This is a genomic window from Alteromonas sp. ABH4_456 (genome assembly GCF_056160645.1).
Genome location: NZ_JBSWXO010000004.1, coordinates 364348 through 382344 on the forward strand (window position 1 = coordinate 364348; position 17997 = coordinate 382344).

Annotated in this window: 15 protein-coding genes; 1 reads left to right on the plus strand and 14 read right to left on the minus strand. The window is 49.8% G+C overall.

The window, feature by feature from the left end; all coding sequences use genetic code 11:
• Nucleotide 1: 1 nt before the first annotated feature.
• Nucleotides 2-1195 (plus strand): ABC transporter permease, encoded by a 1194-nt coding sequence (locus ACXAG2_RS09125; RefSeq protein WP_474866139.1) that lies wholly within the window; start codon nt 2-4, stop codon nt 1193-1195.
• 74 nt (nt 1196-1269) lie between these two features.
• Here the strand turns inward: ACXAG2_RS09125 and ACXAG2_RS09130 are convergent, their stop codons facing one another.
• The 14 genes from ACXAG2_RS09130 to ACXAG2_RS09195 form a co-directional block, all read right to left on the minus strand.
• On the minus strand, nt 1270-2994 hold the full coding sequence (locus ACXAG2_RS09130; protein ID WP_349585380.1) for an SLC13 family permease: 1725 nt from the start codon (nt 2992-2994) through the stop codon (nt 1270-1272).
• Between the two features lie 18 nt (nt 2995-3012).
• The gene (gene cysN / locus ACXAG2_RS09135; RefSeq protein ID WP_474866141.1) at nt 3013-4428 is read right to left on the minus strand and encodes a sulfate adenylyltransferase subunit CysN; all 1416 of its coding nucleotides are present in this window, start codon (nt 4426-4428) and stop codon (nt 3013-3015) included.
• Nucleotides 4429-4431: 3 nt separating this feature from the next.
• On the minus strand, nt 4432-5220 hold the full coding sequence (gene cysQ, locus ACXAG2_RS09140; protein WP_474866143.1) for a 3'(2'),5'-bisphosphate nucleotidase CysQ: 789 nt from the start codon (nt 5218-5220) through the stop codon (nt 4432-4434).
• Entirely contained in the window at nt 5220-5813 is a 594-nt protein-coding gene (gene cysC, locus ACXAG2_RS09145) for an adenylyl-sulfate kinase (protein ID WP_474866145.1), read from the minus strand. Before cysC ends, cysQ begins: the two co-directional genes overlap by 1 nt.
• Nucleotides 5813-6727 carry a sulfate adenylyltransferase subunit CysD gene (gene cysD, locus ACXAG2_RS09150; protein WP_119500758.1) on the minus strand — a complete coding sequence of 305 codons (915 nt, stop codon included), beginning with the start codon at nt 6725-6727 and terminating at the stop codon, nt 5813-5815. The genes cysC and cysD overlap by 1 nt, the downstream gene beginning before the upstream one ends.
• Nucleotides 6728-6926: 199 nt before the next feature.
• Nucleotides 6927-8441 carry a sodium/proline symporter PutP gene (putP, locus tag ACXAG2_RS09155; protein ID WP_474866148.1) on the minus strand — a complete coding sequence of 505 codons (1515 nt, stop codon included), beginning with the start codon at nt 8439-8441 and terminating at the stop codon, nt 6927-6929.
• A 139-nt stretch (nt 8442-8580) separates the two neighbouring features.
• On the minus strand, nt 8581-9288 hold the full coding sequence (locus ACXAG2_RS09160; protein WP_474866150.1) for a DUF3379 family protein: 708 nt from the start codon (nt 9286-9288) through the stop codon (nt 8581-8583).
• Nucleotides 9281-9796, minus strand: coding sequence for a sigma-70 family RNA polymerase sigma factor (locus tag ACXAG2_RS09165; RefSeq protein WP_474866152.1), 516 nt, complete (start codon nt 9794-9796; stop codon nt 9281-9283). The genes ACXAG2_RS09160 and ACXAG2_RS09165 overlap by 8 nt, the downstream gene beginning before the upstream one ends.
• A 117-nt stretch (nt 9797-9913) precedes the next feature.
• The gene (locus ACXAG2_RS09170; RefSeq protein ID WP_474866155.1) at nt 9914-11770 is read right to left on the minus strand and encodes a DUF885 domain-containing protein; all 1857 of its coding nucleotides are present in this window, start codon (nt 11768-11770) and stop codon (nt 9914-9916) included.
• Between the two features lie 46 nt (nt 11771-11816).
• A complete protein-coding gene (locus tag ACXAG2_RS09175) occupies nt 11817-13556 on the minus strand; it encodes a BatD family protein (RefSeq protein ID WP_474866158.1) in 1740 nt (579 codons plus the stop codon).
• Complete coding sequence (locus ACXAG2_RS09180) at nt 13556-15511, minus strand: vWA domain-containing protein (RefSeq protein WP_474866160.1); 1956 nt, start codon at nt 15509-15511, stop codon at nt 13556-13558. The genes ACXAG2_RS09175 and ACXAG2_RS09180 overlap by 1 nt, the downstream gene beginning before the upstream one ends.
• Complete coding sequence (locus ACXAG2_RS09185) at nt 15508-16527, minus strand: vWA domain-containing protein (RefSeq protein ID WP_474866163.1); 1020 nt, start codon at nt 16525-16527, stop codon at nt 15508-15510. Before ACXAG2_RS09185 ends, ACXAG2_RS09180 begins: the two co-directional genes overlap by 4 nt.
• Nucleotides 16520-17047 (minus strand): DUF4381 domain-containing protein, encoded by a 528-nt coding sequence (locus ACXAG2_RS09190; RefSeq protein WP_474866165.1) that lies wholly within the window; start codon nt 17045-17047, stop codon nt 16520-16522. The genes ACXAG2_RS09185 and ACXAG2_RS09190 overlap by 8 nt, the downstream gene beginning before the upstream one ends.
• The gene (locus ACXAG2_RS09195; RefSeq protein WP_474844767.1) at nt 17044-17997 is read right to left on the minus strand and encodes a DUF58 domain-containing protein; all 954 of its coding nucleotides are present in this window, start codon (nt 17995-17997) and stop codon (nt 17044-17046) included. Before ACXAG2_RS09195 ends, ACXAG2_RS09190 begins: the two co-directional genes overlap by 4 nt.

Genomic DNA, 17997 nt, shown 5'->3' on the forward strand with positions numbered 1-17997 from the left:
TATGTGGTTGGTATTTTTAAAAGAAATTAAAGAGTTAGTACGGGACAGAAAAACACTGTTTTTCATGATTGCTCTGCCTCTGCTGGTGTTTCCTGCTATTTTCGGGGTGGTAACATTTGTTTCTTCAAAGGCTATATCAGATGCTCAGTCTGAAGTGCTTGACTATGCCATCAGTGGTGCAGAATACGCGCCCGAACTGGTATCAAAAATTGCGGAGTCAAAAGACTTTAATCTGGTAGCGTTACCGGAAAACGAAAACATAGAAAGCTGGGTTAAGAATGAACAGGCTGATTTCGTGCTTGTGATCCCGGAAAACTATAATGACGATATTCTCTCCGGCGGACAGATTACCCTTAAGGTTTACTTAAATGATGCAGGTCTCAATTTAGTCCTCTCACGCCTGCAGGCTATCGTAAACGAAATTTCAGAACGCAATCAGCAGGCTGCTTTTGCGCAACTGGGTCTCATCGAAAGTCAGCAGACAGCGCTCATTGAGCCCATGGTCATTGAAAAAGTAGATGTCGCTGACCAGCGGGAAAACTGGGGTGAGAAGATTGGTGGTTTTATTCCCTATATTATTTTTATGTTGTGTCTGCAAGGCGCCATGATACCGGCAACAGATTTAGGCGCCGGGGAAAAAGAAAGAGGTACCCTGGAAACACTACTCATATCGCCTGTACCCCGCCATCATCTGGTGATGGGGAAATTTTTTGCCATTGCCCTTGCCGGGGTGACCTCAGCCATGGTCACGGTAGCAAGTATGGCTGTATGGGGCATTGTGCTGAGTCAGGGCATGGCCATACAACTGGTGGCTGAATTTATGGGGGCCATCAGCGGCACAGATTTTTTACTGATTTTCTTCATGCTCATACCGGTGGTGGCAATTTTCTCATCCATTCTTTTAAGTTTGTCTATTTATGCCAGAAGCTTCAAAGAAGCGCAGGGCTATATGACACCGCTGGTGATGTTTACCATCGTGCCGGTGATCATGGCAATGTTACCCGGTGTCGAGTTGAAAGGTGGCTGGGCATGGGTTCCGCTAACGAATGTGGCGCTGGCGATAAAAGAGCTTATTAAAGGCACAATGGATTATGTGCAGCTGATAGCCATTTTCGGTTCCACCGCACTCATTGCAGCGGCGCTTATCGGTTTTTGTGTTTACTGGTTCAACAAAGAAAAAGTGTTGTTCAGATAATCAGGTAAATTGTTACCGGCATTAAAAAGCCCCGTTCACCATGGTGAACGGGGCTTTTTGCTATTCAACCGTTATCAGAAATACGTCATGTTCAATAACACCAGCACAATGGTGCTGTATGTGATGGAAATGGGTAGTCCGATTTTGATGAAATGTGAGAAACGATAATTCGCCGCATTAAATACCAGCAGGTTAGTCTGGTAACCGTAGGGCGAAATAAAGCTCGCACTGGCAGCAAATGCAACAGCAAGGGCGAATGGCATCAACGGGGCACCGATAAGTCCGGCAACGCCATAGGCGAAGGGGAACATCAGGGCTGCCGCAGCATTGTTGGTCACAAACTCTGTTAACACCAGGGTAGCCAGATAAACTGTACACAGGGCGACGAACCAGTTTGTATCAGAAAGATACGGCATCAGAAAATCAGTACTCAAACTGATAACCCCGGCATTTTCCAACGCACTGGCCAGACTGAGGGCACCGACAATGACCACAATCAGATTCAGTGGCAGATTACGTTTTATCTCTCCGTTACTGGTGACTTTCGCACCTACCAGTATGGCAGCAAAGAACAGTAATCCGATACCAAGGTTTAATGTATCCGTTGCTGACAAAGCCACCACCAGTAAGAAACCACCCATAGTGATCCATTCCTGCCAGTTGGTGAGTGGTCTGGATATTTTCTGCTCAGACAGAATGAAGAAATTCTTCGACAGGTTCTGTCTGGTCTGGAAATCAGGACCGGTTGCCAGTAACAGGAAATCACCGGCTTGCAGCTTAATTTCCCCCAGTTTACCGGAAAGCTGCTCACCATCACGGCGAATAGCCACAACGGCGGCATCAAACAAGGCCCTGAAACCCAGTGCTTTAATCGTTTGTCCGATAATCTGCGCACGGTTAGAGATGATCACTTCTGTGAGGTTTTCCCGCAGTATGCCGTCAGCTTCAGCGAACATGGTTAAGCCTTTAATGTGGCTTAAGCTGTCCAGCTTCTGTACATTGCCGGAGAAAATCAGCTTATCACCCTGATGGATAATAAGTTCCGGTGACACGGGGCTGATAAGTTGTCCGTCCCGCACAATTTCCACCAGAAAAAGCTCAGGCAGGTTCCGCAGATGGTTTTCCTCGACGGTTTTGCCAATCAACTCAGAGCCCGGCTCCACTTCTGCTTCCACAATGTAAGCGCGGTAGTCGGTTTTCTTATTGGCAATGTCCGGCAATAAGGTCGACAACACAAACATCAGGAAGCCACAGCTTAATCCGGCAGCCAGACCATAGAGTGTAAAATCCCAGAATGCGAAACCCGGATGGCCGTGTTCCTGCAAAAATGAGTCTACGATCAGGTTCGTTGACGTACCAATCAGCGTGACTGTGCCACCTAAAATGGCCGAGTAAGACAACGGAATTAGCAGGCGCGATGCCGGATGATACTGGTTTTGTTTTACCGGCCCGATCAGGCTGGCCACAATCGCGGTGTTGTTAAGCAGGGCTGACGAGAAAAACGACAGACCGAACAACCGCCAGTAGGAAACAGTAAAACTGGGCGTGATGAGCTTACGTCCTATTTGCTTAATCAATGCTGTTTTATCAATAGCACTGCTGACCAGCAGTAAAAGGACCAGTGTGATCAGGCCTTTATTGGTTAAGTTATTGAGGATCTCATCGAAGGTGATTTGTTGGGATACAAGTAAAATAAGCATCGCCACCGCGAAAATGGTGGAAGGACGCATATTCGACGCAACTAGTGCAAAAATGGTGCTGAAGAAAACCCCCAGCACCATCAATTGGTTGACATCCATATAAACCGTTCCGGCTCGTTACAGTTTACTGATGTCGATCGCGTTCCAGTGTGGGAAGTGCTTGCGAACCAATTCGTTGAATTCCAGCTCAAAAGCAGAGAACTCAGGCGCTTTGTGTTGCTTGTCTTCGGCCAACTGGTCGATGATCATACCTGCACCTACGGTGCCATTAGTCAGACGGTCAATCACGATGAAAGCACCGGTTGCACGGTTGCGGTCGTAATTGTCACAGGCCACTGGCTGAGTGAATTTCAGGTCAACCACGCCAATTTCGTTCAGGTTGAGATGGGCACCCGGCTTGTGTTCCATGGTGTTTACATCAATCTGATATTCTACTTCTGACACAGAGCCTGAAGTCGACTTAGTCGCAAACTTAAACAGATACTGCTTATGCGGCATCATCGGCTCTTCAGCCATCCATACCAGGTGAGATTTAAACTGGCTGGACAGCAGTGGCACGTTGTCAGACTTAACAATCATATCGCCGCGTGAGATATCGATCTCATCTTCCAGTGTCAGGGTAACCGCCTGCGGTACGTAAGCACGTTCCTGATCGCCCTCGAAAGTCACTACTGACTTAACTTTAGACGTTTTCATTGAAGGCAGTGCAGTGATTTCATCGCCAGGCGCAACCTGACCAGATACCACGGTACCTGCGAAGCCGCGGAAGTCCAGGTTAGGGCGATTTACATACTGAACCGGGAAGCGGAAGTCGTTTTTGTTGTCATCGTTACCGATTTCAATGGTTTCCAGCATTTCCATGAGAGGTTTGCCAGTATACCAGGGCGACTGTTCGCTGCGGTTTACCACGTTGTCACCCTCAAGGGCTGACAGCGGAATAAACTGGATATCAGGGATATTCAGATTTTCCGAGAACTTCAGGAAGTCAGCTTTGATGTCTTCAAATACTTTTTCACTGAAGTCCATCAGGTCCATTTTGTTCACAGCAACGATAACGTGCTTGATACCTAACAGGCTGGCCAGGAACGAGTGACGACGGGTCTGGGTTTTCACTCCGGCGCGTGCATCAACCATCAGGATGGCCAGATCACAGGTAGACGCACCGGTAACCATGTTACGGGTGTACTGTTCGTGTCCCGGCGTATCCGCGATGATGAACTTACGCTTGTCGGTGGAGAAGTAGCGGTAGGCTACGTCGATGGTGATACCTTGCTCACGCTCAGACTGCAGACCGTCTACCAGCAGTGCCAGGTCAACCTTGTCACCGGTGGTACCGCTTTTCTTACTGTCTTTAGTAATTGCTGCCAGCTGATCTTCATAAATCATTTTTGAGTCATGCAGCAGGCGGCCGATCAGGGTACTTTTACCGTCGTCTACGCTACCGCAGGTAAGAAAGCGCAGCAGGTCTTTCTGTTCGTGCTGTTCAAGGTAGCCCAGGACGTCTTCTTTCAATAATTCGTTATCTACATTCATTGCTTATGCGCTCACTAAGAAATAGGGGTTCAACACAGATTCTTTCTGGTTATAAGTCAGGTCAGGGGCGTCTTTTGCCAGCGGATTTGAGCCATCCAGCACGGTGACTTTTGCTCCCGCTGCAGTGGCAACCGCGTGGGCTGCGCCGGTATCCCATTCAGATGTCGGACCTAAACGCGGATACAGGTGGGCTTCGCCAGAAGCGACCAGACACAGTTTTAACGAACTGCCCATAGCAACCAGTTCCGCTTCACCGCCCAAATCTTCCAGTAACTTCTGGATTTCAGGACTCTGATGAGAGCGACTGCCTACCACTTTCCAGACTTCACCGTCTGTGTGTTTCTTCGCAGAAATCGGAGCAAAACCGCCTTCGTCTTCAATCCACGCGCCTTGCCCGTCGATACCAATGTAAGAACGTTTCAGGGCCGGGGCGTAAACCACACCCATCACAGGCTTACCGTTTTCGATAAGGGCGATATTGACGGTAAATTCACCATTCTTCTTGATGAATTCCTTGGTGCCATCCAGCGGATCGACCAGCCAGTATTTATCCCAGCCACGACGTTCGTCCCAGGGGATATCTGCAGATTCTTCAGACAGGATAGGCAGGTGAGATACCGCTTCCAAACCGGCAATAATAACGTTGTGTGCGGCAAGGTCAGCTTCTGTCAGCGGGCTGGTATCTTCTTTTTCATAAATAGCGAAATCTTTTTCATAGATTTCCATGATTTTGTCACCAGCTTGTTTGCTGATGGCGAGAATTTTTTCTGCTAATGGATCAGGTAATGCCATTACACAAGTCCTTTTTCTTCAAGCATGGCGTACAAACGTTCCGCAGTTTGTTCTGCCGGTTCGTCTTTATACGTCAGGTGGATCTCCGGGTTCACCGGTGCTTCATACGTGGAAGAGATTCCGGTGAAATGTTTGATTTCACCTGCACGGGCTTTCTTGTAAAGCCCTTTTGGATCCCGTGATTCACATACGTCCAGCGGGGTATCGATAAACACTTCCACAAACTCACCTTCTTCAAGCAGATCGCGGCAATAGTCGCGGTCAGCCTGAAATGGCGAGATAAATGCGGTGAGTACAATCACACCGGAATCGACAAACAATTTAGCCACTTCACTGACACGGCGGATGTTTTCAACGCGGTCTTCATCGCTGAAGCCCAAATCGCCACATAAACCGTGGCGTACATTATCGCCATCCAGCAAATAAGTGTGTTTGCCCTGTTCCTGGAATTTTTGTTCCAGCAGATTCGAAATGGTGGATTTGCCGGAACCGCTGAAGCCTGTCAGCCACAGTACACGAGGCGTCTGACCAAGGCTTTCGGCACGGGTCTTTTTATTGACCTCGTACTTATGCCATACGATATCCGTCGACATCAGAAGTATCCTTCCATTTTCTTCTTCTCCATAGAACCGGAGCTGTCGTGATCGATAACACGGCCCTGACGCTCAGAAGTCTTGGTCAGCAGCATTTCCTGGATAACTTCAGGCAGGGTCGCTGCAGTAGACTCAACAGCACCGGTCAGCGGATAACAGCCTAAGGTACGGAAACGTACTGAACGCATTTCTGGCGTTTCACCTTCTTCCAGCGGCATACGGTCGTCATCAACCATAATCAACACGCCATCGCGCTCTACAACCGGGCGAGGTTTCGCCAGGTACAGTGAAGGAATATCGATGTTTTCCAGGTAGATGTACTGCCAGATATCCAGCTCAGTCCAGTTAGACATAGGGAATACACGGATGCTTTCGCCTTTGTTTACTGATGAGTTGTAGATGTTCCACAGCTCAGGACGCTGGTTTTTCGGATCCCAGCGGTGGTTGCTGTCACGGAATGAGTACACACGCTCTTTCGCACGGGATTTTTCTTCATCACGGCGGGCACCACCGAATGCAGCATCGAATTTATACTTGTTCAGTGCCTGCTTCAAAGAAGCGGTTTTCATGATGTCTGTGTGCTTTGCACTACCGTGGCTGAACGGACCAACACCGGCATCAACACCTTCCTGGTTGATATGCACTAACAGATCAAAGCCATGTTTTTCTGCTTGCTGGTCACGGAACTCTATCATTTCGTGGAATTTCCACGTGGTATCAACGTGTAGCAAAGGGAAGGGGATTTTGCCTGGCGCAAAGGCTTTGCGGGCAAGGTGTAACAGCACTGAGGAATCCTTTCCGACAGAATATAACATGACCGGATTATCAAATTCCGCAGCAACTTCGCGGAAAATGTGGATGCTCTCGGCTTCGAGTTGTTTCAAATGGGTAATAGACGGTATATCAAGTGTCATTTTCGAGTCCGATAGTTAAGGTTATATGCTAAACGATTATATATATAGAACCCTAACATATTTAGATCACAAAGTAGTAATTCCGATTTGCTATACGAAATAGCCGTTTTATTACCTTGAAACGAATTTGTCATAACAAAAAGCCGCTTATAAAAAGCGGCTTTCTGGTTGCGTATTAACGGTGTAATTCGTGCTTAAGCTAGACGTGCTTTGAGGCCTGAAGCTTTTCATTAAAGCTGTCGAAAACCTCAGTAACACCTTCCCGGGGGGAACCGCTTTTACTGAGCACAATGATAGTTAAGCTGGATAAAATAAAGCCCGGTACGATTTCATACATCCAACTGCTTAAACTTTGTCCGTCAATGGTGAAAGGCAGGTAAATCCAGAGCAATACAGTGACGGCGCCCACAATCATTCCGCCCAGTGCTGCACGGCGGGTCATATCACGCTTAAACAGGCTGAACAGTACCAGCGGGCCGAATGCTGCGCCGAAACCTGCCCAGGCATTACTGACCAGCGAGAGAATCGTGCTGTCACGGTCGTAGGCCAGGTAAATAGCCACTAATGCGACAATAACAACGGAAATCCGTCCGGCAAGTACCAGCTCTTTATCTGACGCATCACGTCTCAGGAACGCTTTGTAAAAATCGCTGGTGAGGGAACTGGATGTCACCAGTAACTGTGATGAGATGGTACTCATGATGGCGGCAAGAATAGCTGCCAGCAGGAAACCACCCACAAGTGGATGGAACAGTAACTGAGATAAATAGATGAATATGGTTTCCGGATCGATGCTATTACCGTTTTGCGTCACGTAAGCCAGTCCGAACAGGCCTGTCATTAACGCACCGATGATGGAAACGATCATCCAGCTCATACCGATGTTACGGGCAGTGGGCACATCTTTGACTGAACGGATAGCCATGAAACGCACAATGATGTGAGGCTGTCCGAAGTAACCAACACCCCATGCCATCAGTGACAGAATACCTATCAGTGAAAGTGCTTCACCACTTTTGGCATCGGTAAAGGCGTCAAATAACGCCGGGTCGATGGATTTAACTGCATCTACCGCTTCGCCCGGACCGCCTAACTGCATCACGACGACTACCGGTACCATCACCAGAGACACAAACATAATACAGCCCTGGACGAAGTCAGTGATACTCACTGCCATAAAGCCGCCGAACAGGGTATAAGCCACAACCACACCGGTAGTGACATACAGTCCGGTTTCATAGCTCAAACCAAAGGATGATTCGAACAGTTTACCCCCTGCAACCACGCCGGATGACGTATAAAGGGTAAAGAATATGACAATCACCACCGAGGCAATAACACGCAGCAACCGGGAGTTGTCTGCGAAACGGTTTTCGAAATAGTCGGGGAGGGTAACAGCGTTGTTAGCAATTTCTGTGTATAAGCGCAGGCGCGGGGCAACAAGTATATAGTTTGCGAAAGCACCAATGGTGAGACCAAGAGCAATCCAGCCTGCGGAAATCCCGGAAACATACATGGCGCCCGGCAGGCCCATCAGCATCCATCCGCTCATATCAGATGCACCGGCAGACAGTGCGGTTACCGCCGGGCCCAATTGTCTTCCGCCCAGCATGTAACCTTCCACGTCACTATTAGTCTGGCGGTAAGAGAAAAGTCCGATGCCGAGCATGGCCGCAAAATAAATGCCCAGAGAAATCAGCGTACCTGTTTCCATATTATTCCTTCCTGTTTTTTCTCTTATGCTAACAGGAAGTAGATACAGTCTCTATGACAGTCTGGTTTATCTGTCTTTTCAATCGGGCATTTAACTTTGCACCTGACCGGTTTGCATGAAATTCACACAAGCCGGCAGATTATGCAGAAAAGCTGATGCTGCTTTTTACTTTTTTCACCAGCGGATTCAAATCAGCACCTTTATCGCCTACCACCATAATGCTGGCGTTTTGCAGGGACCAGCTTTCGCCGTGATACTTTTCATCGGCGAAGGCAGGCGGCACCGGATTGCTGTCATTATGGGGCATAACAAACACCGACATTTTCCCCTGCTCTGTGTTTAAAATCAGATGCAAAGTTTGCTGGCGGTTAAGGTGACAGTAGTTTGCTACAGCCACATCACCAATAGACTGTAAAAATGTACCGCCGAAACCGGCCAGTTTCGCATTGACCTGCTGCATGCCAACCTCAATGCCGGAATGGGGTGTTTCAATTTCAGCGTAGCGCATGTGTGCCAGTGCTTCTGTGCCGATATCTGCAGGGGCCTGATTGAATACCATGGTGCCGGTAACACCGGCCATAAATGCCACGGAAGCGGCCATGGCAATAAACCACCGGCTGCGGCGCTTATGACGGTTGAATTCGCCGGTAGCCTGCTGCCATATGAGCTTATGCGCCAGATCGTCGGGTACAGGCACTTTGGCTGCCTGCAGCAATTTACCGTCAAGTTGCTGAAGTGACGATTTCAAAGCGGCTTTGTCGCTGTCGCCTTTAATGTCATCCAGCATGTCTTTGTCTGTCGTATTGGGATCGGCATAAATACGACGGCGGAATTCTAAATCATCCATTATGGCGACCTCTCTGTTGTGCTGAATCACTATCCAGCATGTCTCTGAGTTGATTACGGGCGCGGAATAACCGCGTCATCACGGTATTTTTATTCAGCGACAGTTGCTCTGCGATTTCCTCACCGGAATAGCCGAAAATGAGTTGCAGGATCAATGGCTCCCGGTAATCTGCCGGTAATCTGGCAATGAGTATCCGGAGTTCTTCTGTGTCATCCCCGTTTCCGGCATGAAATGCTTCGTCAGCCACCGGCACATCATCAATGTCTACCGTCTCAAGCTGTTTGCGCTCAAATCGTCTGGCATTCTCCCGCCTGACGATGGTGATAAGCCAGGATTTAGCTGATTTCTCATCCTTCAACCCGTCCAGTGAACGCCATGCCCGCAGAAAAGTTTCCTGAACTATATCTTCAGCCACCGCCGGGTCGCGGGTGAGCCAGTACGCATAGCGATAAATATCGCCATGAAATGCGTGGACCAGTGCTTCGTAACGTTGTTGTTTTTCTTTCATGACAGTTAAGACCTGCCGCATGTCAGAAAACTTTCAGTATGAGAGAATATTTTTAGCCTGGCAGGATTGGGAGAAGCAGGCAACCCTAAATGGTTGCCTGTCTGAGGTGGTGGCCTTTTACAAAGATTGTTGCTGTTTTATCCAGCGGTTTATCTTTTCTTCCAGTACAGACAAGGGCACCGGTCCGTCTTTTAACACTTCATCGTGGAAGCCCGCATAAGTGAATTTATCCCCCAGCGTCTGTTGCGCCTTGCTACGCAGTTCCATGATTTTCAGTTTGCCAATCATATAGGCTGTGGCCTGGCCCGGCATGGCGATATATCTCTCAATTGCTTTAACCACGTCTGGTTCAGGGTTGGGGGTGTTTTCCAGCAAGTACTGAATCGCTTCTTCCCGTGACCACTGCTTAGCATGAATGCCCGTGTCTACCACCAGGCGGCATGCCCGCCAGAGCTCCATAGCAAGGCGGCCGAAATCTGAATAGGGATCTTCATAAAAGCCCATATCTTTAGCCAGCTCTTCCGTATAAAGGCCCCAGCCCTCGGTATAGGCTGTGGCACTCAGATACTTTTGAAATTCAGGAATACCATCAAGCTCCTGAGCAATAGCCCGCTGCATGTGGTGACCCGGGATCCCTTCATGGTAGGCCAGTGCTTCAAGCTGATAGGTGGGCATGGCGTCCATGGTGTAAAGGTTGGCGTAATAGGTACCGGGGCGGCTGCCATCCTGAGAAGGACTTTGATAGAACGCCTTGCCGGCAGATTGCTCGCGGAAGGGTTCAACACGTTTTACTATCATGTCTGCTTTCGGAATTAAGCCGAAATAATCCGGCAGCGCTTTTCGCATTTCGTCAACTGCCTGCGTTGCTGCCTGCAAGTATTCTTCACGGCCATCATCCGTGTCCGGGTAATAAAACTGAGGATCGGTGCGCATGAATTCGAAAAATTCCTGTAACGACCCGTCGAAACCGACCTTGTCTTTAATGCCTTCCATAGCTTTGTGGATTCGTTCTACATTATCCAGCCCGATCTGATGTATTTCTTCAGCGTTAAGATCTGTCGTCGTGAACCAGGCGAGGCGGTTTGCATACCATTTGTCACCGTCGGGCAGGCGCCACACGCCGTCACCTTCCGGTGAAAGGGTTTTCTGGTGAGCGAAAGCGGCCATAATCGCTTCATAAGCCGGCTTAACAGAGGTAACCAGAGCAGCTTTGGCTTCGCCCAGCAGGGTCTGTTTTTCAACATCATCAATGGGCAGCGCGTTTACCTTGTTCTGAAAATCTTCCCAAATGGTCGAAGGTGTCTCTGAAGTATCGAAAGGCGCGCCGGTGATGACATTTTGCGCGGCGGCAATCATCTGGTCGTAGGCCCATTTCGGTGGATACACGCCGGCTTTTTCCCGCAGTGCCATTTGCTCTATAACCTGATCGAAATATTCATCTACCTTATCCAGACGGGAAATGTAGGCTTTAGCGTCAGACACATCACTGACGCGATGAATATTGATCAAAAAACTTGGTACGCTGGTGTGCGCCGCACGGAACTGATGAACAACATAAGTATGGTGTCTGAATTCATCGTTAGCGAGTTCACGCTCTATGCCCGTACGGTAAAGACGTAAACTGAGCTTTTCCTGCTCAGTGAGTGTTTCAGGGTTAAAGCTGTCCAGTTCTTCAAGACGATTTTTCTTAATGGCGATGGTCTGCTCTTTATGCTCTTCGCTCAGATCATTCCATTCGCCGTAATTCCATTTTTTCCCGAGCCGGCTTTGAAATTCCGGTGAGCGCTTCAAATCTTCTTCAAACGTCCGTTCAAAAAACGCGTTTAAACGCTCAGATTCGCTTTGATTGGCCAGGGTGCCGGCTGGTGGCTCCGGTTGCGCTGGTGCAGCAGTTTCCGGTGCCGGTGAACAGGCCGTCAACGCTGCAACAAGCAGCGCCAGCGGCGTAAATTTAAATGATGAAAGTGTTTTCAAACTGAGTCTCCCGGTAAATATTGTGCTTGTACGGAAGACGCAGAGATCAGGATGACTGGCCTTCCGGATACAGAGGTGGCAGCGCTGAATTGCTCTGCTTCGTGTTCTGTTGCCTGATGGCCTGAATACTCTGTAACAGTGCCTTTCTATCCCATTGTTGTGGCTTATCGCTATATTGACTCGATAACATGGCATCAATTTGCGGTTGAAGACCGGATTTTCTGAGATAAATGTCTGCCGGCACGGCGGGACTATGTTGTTTGCCAGCCAGAAATGCCCACTGTCTGAGCGCTTTTTGTACCTCTCCCGGTGCACCGGACTGAATGACTTTTTGCAGCGTATTAAACGCCTGCTTTTCGTCATTGCCTGCAGAGCCGCGCCCATCTGATGGCTTTTCACCTTGCATCACCGGACGACGTCTGAAGTAAATAACAGTAATAATCCAGCCGGCAAGTGTCACTATCCATAATGCACAGACAATCCACAGCAGGGTATCGTTACTTTCTGCCGGTGCAGATTGCGGCACCGTTCCTTGAGCACCTTGCGGTATATCCGGCTGTGTAGCGGGAGCGGGCAGGGCTGTATTATCAGATTGCGCCTGAGTAAGCGGTGCAGACTGAGCTGGCGTTGCCGTTGATGAAGCCGGTGCTACGGTAATTTTCTTCGCCGGTAACCGGGCGGTTTCCGTTTTTCCGGTCAGCACATTAAACCAGGGCACAGTTACCTCAGGTAAAATGAAGTCGCCGGCCTGAGTGGGGATCATCGCCAGTGTCTCGACCCGCTGGGCGATGAGCGTATTGTTTTTGTTTACGGTAGCCGTACTGGCCTGGTCAGGGTAGAGCTTGAATCCGGGCGGATACATCTGAGGTAGTTCAGGTAACTGCTCTTCAACTACACCCATTGCTGTCAGGGTGATAGTGCGGGTAACCGGTTCACCTACAGTAAAAGACGATTGTTGCGGCCACTCTTCGTTCAGTGACACATATTCGCTGGGTAACCAGTGGTAATCAATATCAGCAGGCACGGGCTTAACGTGAATTGTAATATCCGGGCCGAGGCGGTTGATTTGCTTCGTGCGGTTGAAGAAACCAAAGCGGGTATTCGGATCCTGAGCCAGTACTTCGCCGGCGAATACCGGTCCCTTAATAGTAAATTCGCCTGAGCTTTGCGGCACAATTGCGAACGTACGCTCAATAACCTGATACCGCTTACCGTTCACAATATCAGAATATTGCTTGTCGTCACCTAACTGCTGAATTTGCGCATCTTTAAGTTCCGGTGCCTGCAGGCTGCCCCGTTCAATATTGGACGCCAGATATAATTTGGCAGTGTAAAGTAACTGCTGGTGAAGATAGACCTCACTGGTGTCCACATCCGTCGTCAGATAATAATCTCTGGCGGGTTCATCCTGACCGGCCTGTACCGGAATCACGTTTACCGTCAAAGGTTTTGTTTGCTTTCCTTCTACAGTCAGCGCAGGGATCGTAAAGTTACCTTCACCACGGGGAAACAGAGTAGTCGTCCAGGTAACGGTTTCTTCTTTATCAAAATTGATAATACGTGTTTGTGTACTCACCGATGTGCGGCCAACCACAAAGTCTTTCAGTAAGGGGGAGCTGTCGAACGCTTCTCTGGCAGGATCGCCCTGAGCGATGACAGTTAATTGTATCGCTTCGTCCACCATCACCGGGTTTTTATCAATGGTTGCTTCAACCCGGGTGACGTCAGCCAGGGCCGGATGTGCCAGGCACAGAAAGAGAAAGATTGAAAAGAGAGATTGTTTCATTACCACTCGCTCCGGTTTGATGGCGGTCCCTGACGACGTCGTTGTTGTGCTTCAAGTTGCATTTTGCGTTTAAGCAGAAATGCAGGATCATCAGGGATCTTCTTCATCAAATTATCCAAACGTTGCATTTTTTCTTTTTCTTCGTCTGTCAGTTCGCCGGTCTGAGCCTGCGCTGACTGATTTTGTTGCTGTTGATCACCTTCTTCTGCCTGTGCAGGAGACTGTGACCCGCTATCTTCGTTTTCTTCTTCCTGACCGTCAGCTTGTTCATTCTGTTGTTCCTGGCCGGGCGACTGAGACTCTTCATTGCGATTTTCGCTCTGCTGCTCCTCTCCTTCACCGCCTTGCTGTTGCTGGTCACCGGAAGATTGTGACTGATCGTTCTGTTGCTGTTCGTCGCTGCCGTTATTCTCATCATTCTGACCCTGCTGGCCGTCCTGAGGCTGCTGGTTATCCCCGTTCTGATCCTGCTGGTCCTGATTTTGTTGCTGGTTTTGCTGTTCCTGCCGTTGCTTTTCCTGCTCCTGTTTCATTTGCTCAAGCAGGGCTTTATTGGCTTTCGCATCAGCATGCTCCGGATCCCGCTTTAATACTTCATCGTAACGGGCAATGGCGTCATCCAGCTTCCCCAGTTGCGCCAGCGCATTGCCCTGGTTGTACACGGCATCTGTACTGTCTGAGCGGGAAAATGCATCCAGTGCCTGCTCATAATTACCGGACTCATAAGCTGCAGCGCCTTGCCATTCTGCGGATTTGAAGGTATCAGCAGCGGTACTAAAATTGCCAGCGTCGTATTCCTTTGCTCCCTGCTGGTCGGCATTCAGAAACGGCGTTTCATACCAAGTGACTACAGGAGTTTCTGCTTCCGGTTCCCCGTCTGTGGCCGGCCCGCCGGCCTGTGCAAAGACCGGTTGCGGCGTGGCTGCAAGCAATGGAACCAGTAATAGGGTGAGTACAACTCCGCGACGGAAAGCGTAAGCGGCAAAGGGTAAAATCATCAACAACAGCCAGGGGCCCAGCTCTGCCCACTGATCGCCATCCTGAGACGTTTGTTCTCCGGTTTCTTCTGCGTTTTTGTGCAGTAAATTCCGGCCTGTAAGACGTTTAATATCACCGTCGCCTGCAGACAGCTTGCTGTACGCACCGCCTGATGCACTGGCGAGATTTTGCAGTTGCTGACCCCGTAGTTTGGGGATAACAATCTGACCGCGCTGATCTTTTAATAACTGCCCGTCAAGCTGACGGATTGGCGCACCTTCTTCCGTGCCTACGCCTAAAATATTGACCGTATAAGGCAGTTCACTGATAAGAGAGCGCAGATCCTGAGCCTGTGGCAGGGTAATACCGTCGGTCAGCCAGTAAATATTCCCTTGCTGATAGCCGGCGTTTTGCAGCAAATCTGCCGCTTCCTGAATGCCCCGGTAAGGATCACTGCCGGCGACAGGCATAATCTCAGGGCTTAAACCGGGTAACAGGGCAACCAGGTTGCCGGCATCCGCAGTCAGCGGACTGATAGTGAATGCATCACCGGCGTAGGCGACCAGTCCCGTTTCGCCTTCATCAATACTGTTTATCAGATCAATCGCTTTATATTTGGCACGGGTTAATCTGTCCGGCGACACATCGGTTGCGCGCATCGACAGCGACATATCAATGACCACCACATGGCCTTCCTGCACCTGAAAAACAGGCTGGGGCAAACGCTCCCAAACAGGTCCTGCAAGGGCAACCACACAGATAAACCAGCACAAAGCAAGAAGACTGAGCGGAGCCTGCTTTCCTGTAACGGCTTTGCCGGCAGTCAGATGCTTATACAGGTGAGATGGAATAACACTTTGCCAGCCTGACTGACTGCGACGATATTGCCTGATAAGCATTATCAGCAGACACAGGGGGAGCAGGGCGGCAAACCATTCCGGGCGGAGAAAATGAAAATCGTGAACAGGAAAATTCATGCTTGTCCTCCTGCGCGTGTACGGCCGTTTACCCGGTACCAGATATTTTTAAAGCAATATAGCAGTGCCGGTAATACTGTTAACAGTAAGGCCAGCGATAAGGGATAAAAGAACAGGGCAGTACGTGGACGGAGTTTTCTTGCTTCCCCTTCGACGGGCTCAAGTTTGTCCAGCGTCTCATAAATACTGTTCAGTTCCTGTACATTGCGGGCACGGAAATACTGACCACCGGTAGATTCCGCAAGATCGGTGAGCATATCTTCATCCAGTTCCTGAGAAGGGTTGACCTGACGGCTACCAAAAAAGCTGCGGATGAGCATTTTATCTGCCCCTACGCCAATGGTATATACTGTCGCGCCACTTTCAATTGCCAGTTCTTTAGCCTGCTCCGGTGTGATATTTCCTGCCGTATTCTGACCATCGGTCAGCAGAATAACCACTTTGTTGGAGTCTTCACGTTTTTTAAAACGTTTTACAGCAAGGCCAATAGCATCGCCGATAGCCGTTTGCTCCCCGACCAGACCAATGACAGATTCATCCAGCAGGGTAGCAACGGTCTGACGGTCGTAGGTAAGCGGTGCCTGAAGGTAAGCGGTGTCTGCAAACAGAATTAAACCGAGACGGTCGCCGACACGGCGTTCAATAAAATCGTGGAGGACAGATTTTATCATGACCAGGCGGTTCACCTGACGGCCGTTAACTTCCATATCATCAATTTTCATACTGCCGGACAAGTCCACCGCGAGCATTAATTCCCTGCCTTCATTCGGGATACTCACCGGTTCGCCAAGCCATTGGGGGCGGGCAGCGGCGCAGACCAGTAAAGTCCAGCTTATGATGGCAATAAGCGTCAGCCACCGGGAGCGGCCGGGTTTATTCACAGCGCTTTCGCTACCCGGAATTAATGCGGGCACTTTAAGTGCCGCGCCCTGAGAGCGTGGCTGTGCCGGAAGCAACATAAATAATAAAGGTAACGGAAGGGCGAACCATGCCCACCACCATGCAAATTCAAACATTGCGGGCTGACTCCTTTCCAGAACTGCGTAAAGAAAAGGCATAAATACGTGCTTTTTGCACCCATAACAGAGCAGCGGATTTCATCGCTTCTGCCTGTTCCGGTGTGACGCCTTGCGGGCGGTACATGTTACTGTTCGCCGGTGAAAATCCTGCGGTAAATGAGCCGCGTTCTTTTTCGGGCAGGGCTGACGTTAAGTAGTGCTGCCATTCTTCTCCCGACCCGGATGAAGCCATTGCCTTTTCATCATAGTGACGGCTGACCCGCTTCAGGATGGCATTGATATTTGCCGGGGCTGTACTCACTTGCGTATCTGTGCTGGCAAGGAGGGTGAGGGCTTCCCGTTTCGCACCGTTAAACCTGCGGTGTTTCCGCCACATGATGACGGCACTGATAAGAATAATAAGTACAACAGCAATCAGCGCCCACCAACCCCAGGCAAGCGGCCACGCGCTGACTTCAGCCGGTGTGTGAATAGCTTTTAACTGATCTAACGGATTTTGTCCGGCAGGAGGTGTCATCGTGGCTGCCTCCCCAGCATTTCAAGCTGTTGCTCCAGGGGTAAACCGGCGGAAACCTGGCTGAATTTGATCATCTTCGACTGGAAGAAGCTTTCAATACTCATTCTTACTTCTCCCCGCCACTGACTGTATTTTTTACCCAGAGACTTATCGCCCAGCAGCCAGCTTTGTTCATCTGCGCCATTGGTCACGCTGACTTGCTGAGATACCGCTACGTCGGGCAGATGGGTATCCATGGGATCGCCTACGCGGATAGCATGTACGTCGCAATGTCTGGCGAGATGACTGAGGGGCTGTTCTGCGCCTTGCTGCAGGTTTTCAAAATCGGAAATTAAATAAACCAGGCTGCCCGGTCTGGCTAAACGGCGTAGCCTGAGGCAGGCATCTGAAAATGCCTGTGACGTTTGTGCGTCTTTTTGAGCGGCCCCCTGTTGCACGCGGATCAATTCGTGACACAGAGATAACACAGCACGCTGACGGGAAAGCGGCTTACATTCCCGGTGCATGGTGTCGTTAAAAATAAATGCACCGACTTTATCGCCCCTTGCGGCGGCAGACCAGCTCAGCAGGGCGGCGATATGGGCAGCCTGAACAGATTTCAGCAGCAACTGACTACCAAACTGCATGCCGGCGGTTAAATCGCATAAAATAAACACCGGCCGTTCCCGCTCTTCACGGTATATTTTCGTGTGGGTTTTGCCTGTGCGGGCGGTGACCCGCCAGTCGATTGCACGGATATCGTCGCCCGGCTGGTAATGCCTGGCTTCATCAAACTCCATGCCTCTGCCTTTGTGCCGGCTCAGGTAACCACCGGACATCAGCGCCCTGGGCGGTGTAGCCGGTTTCAGATTTAGCAGTTTGGTTAGTTGCTGGTAACGGATCAACTCACTCAGCGACAGATTCACCCCGTCGCTTTTCAGTGCCGCCAGCGTATCATGTACGGCGTTCAT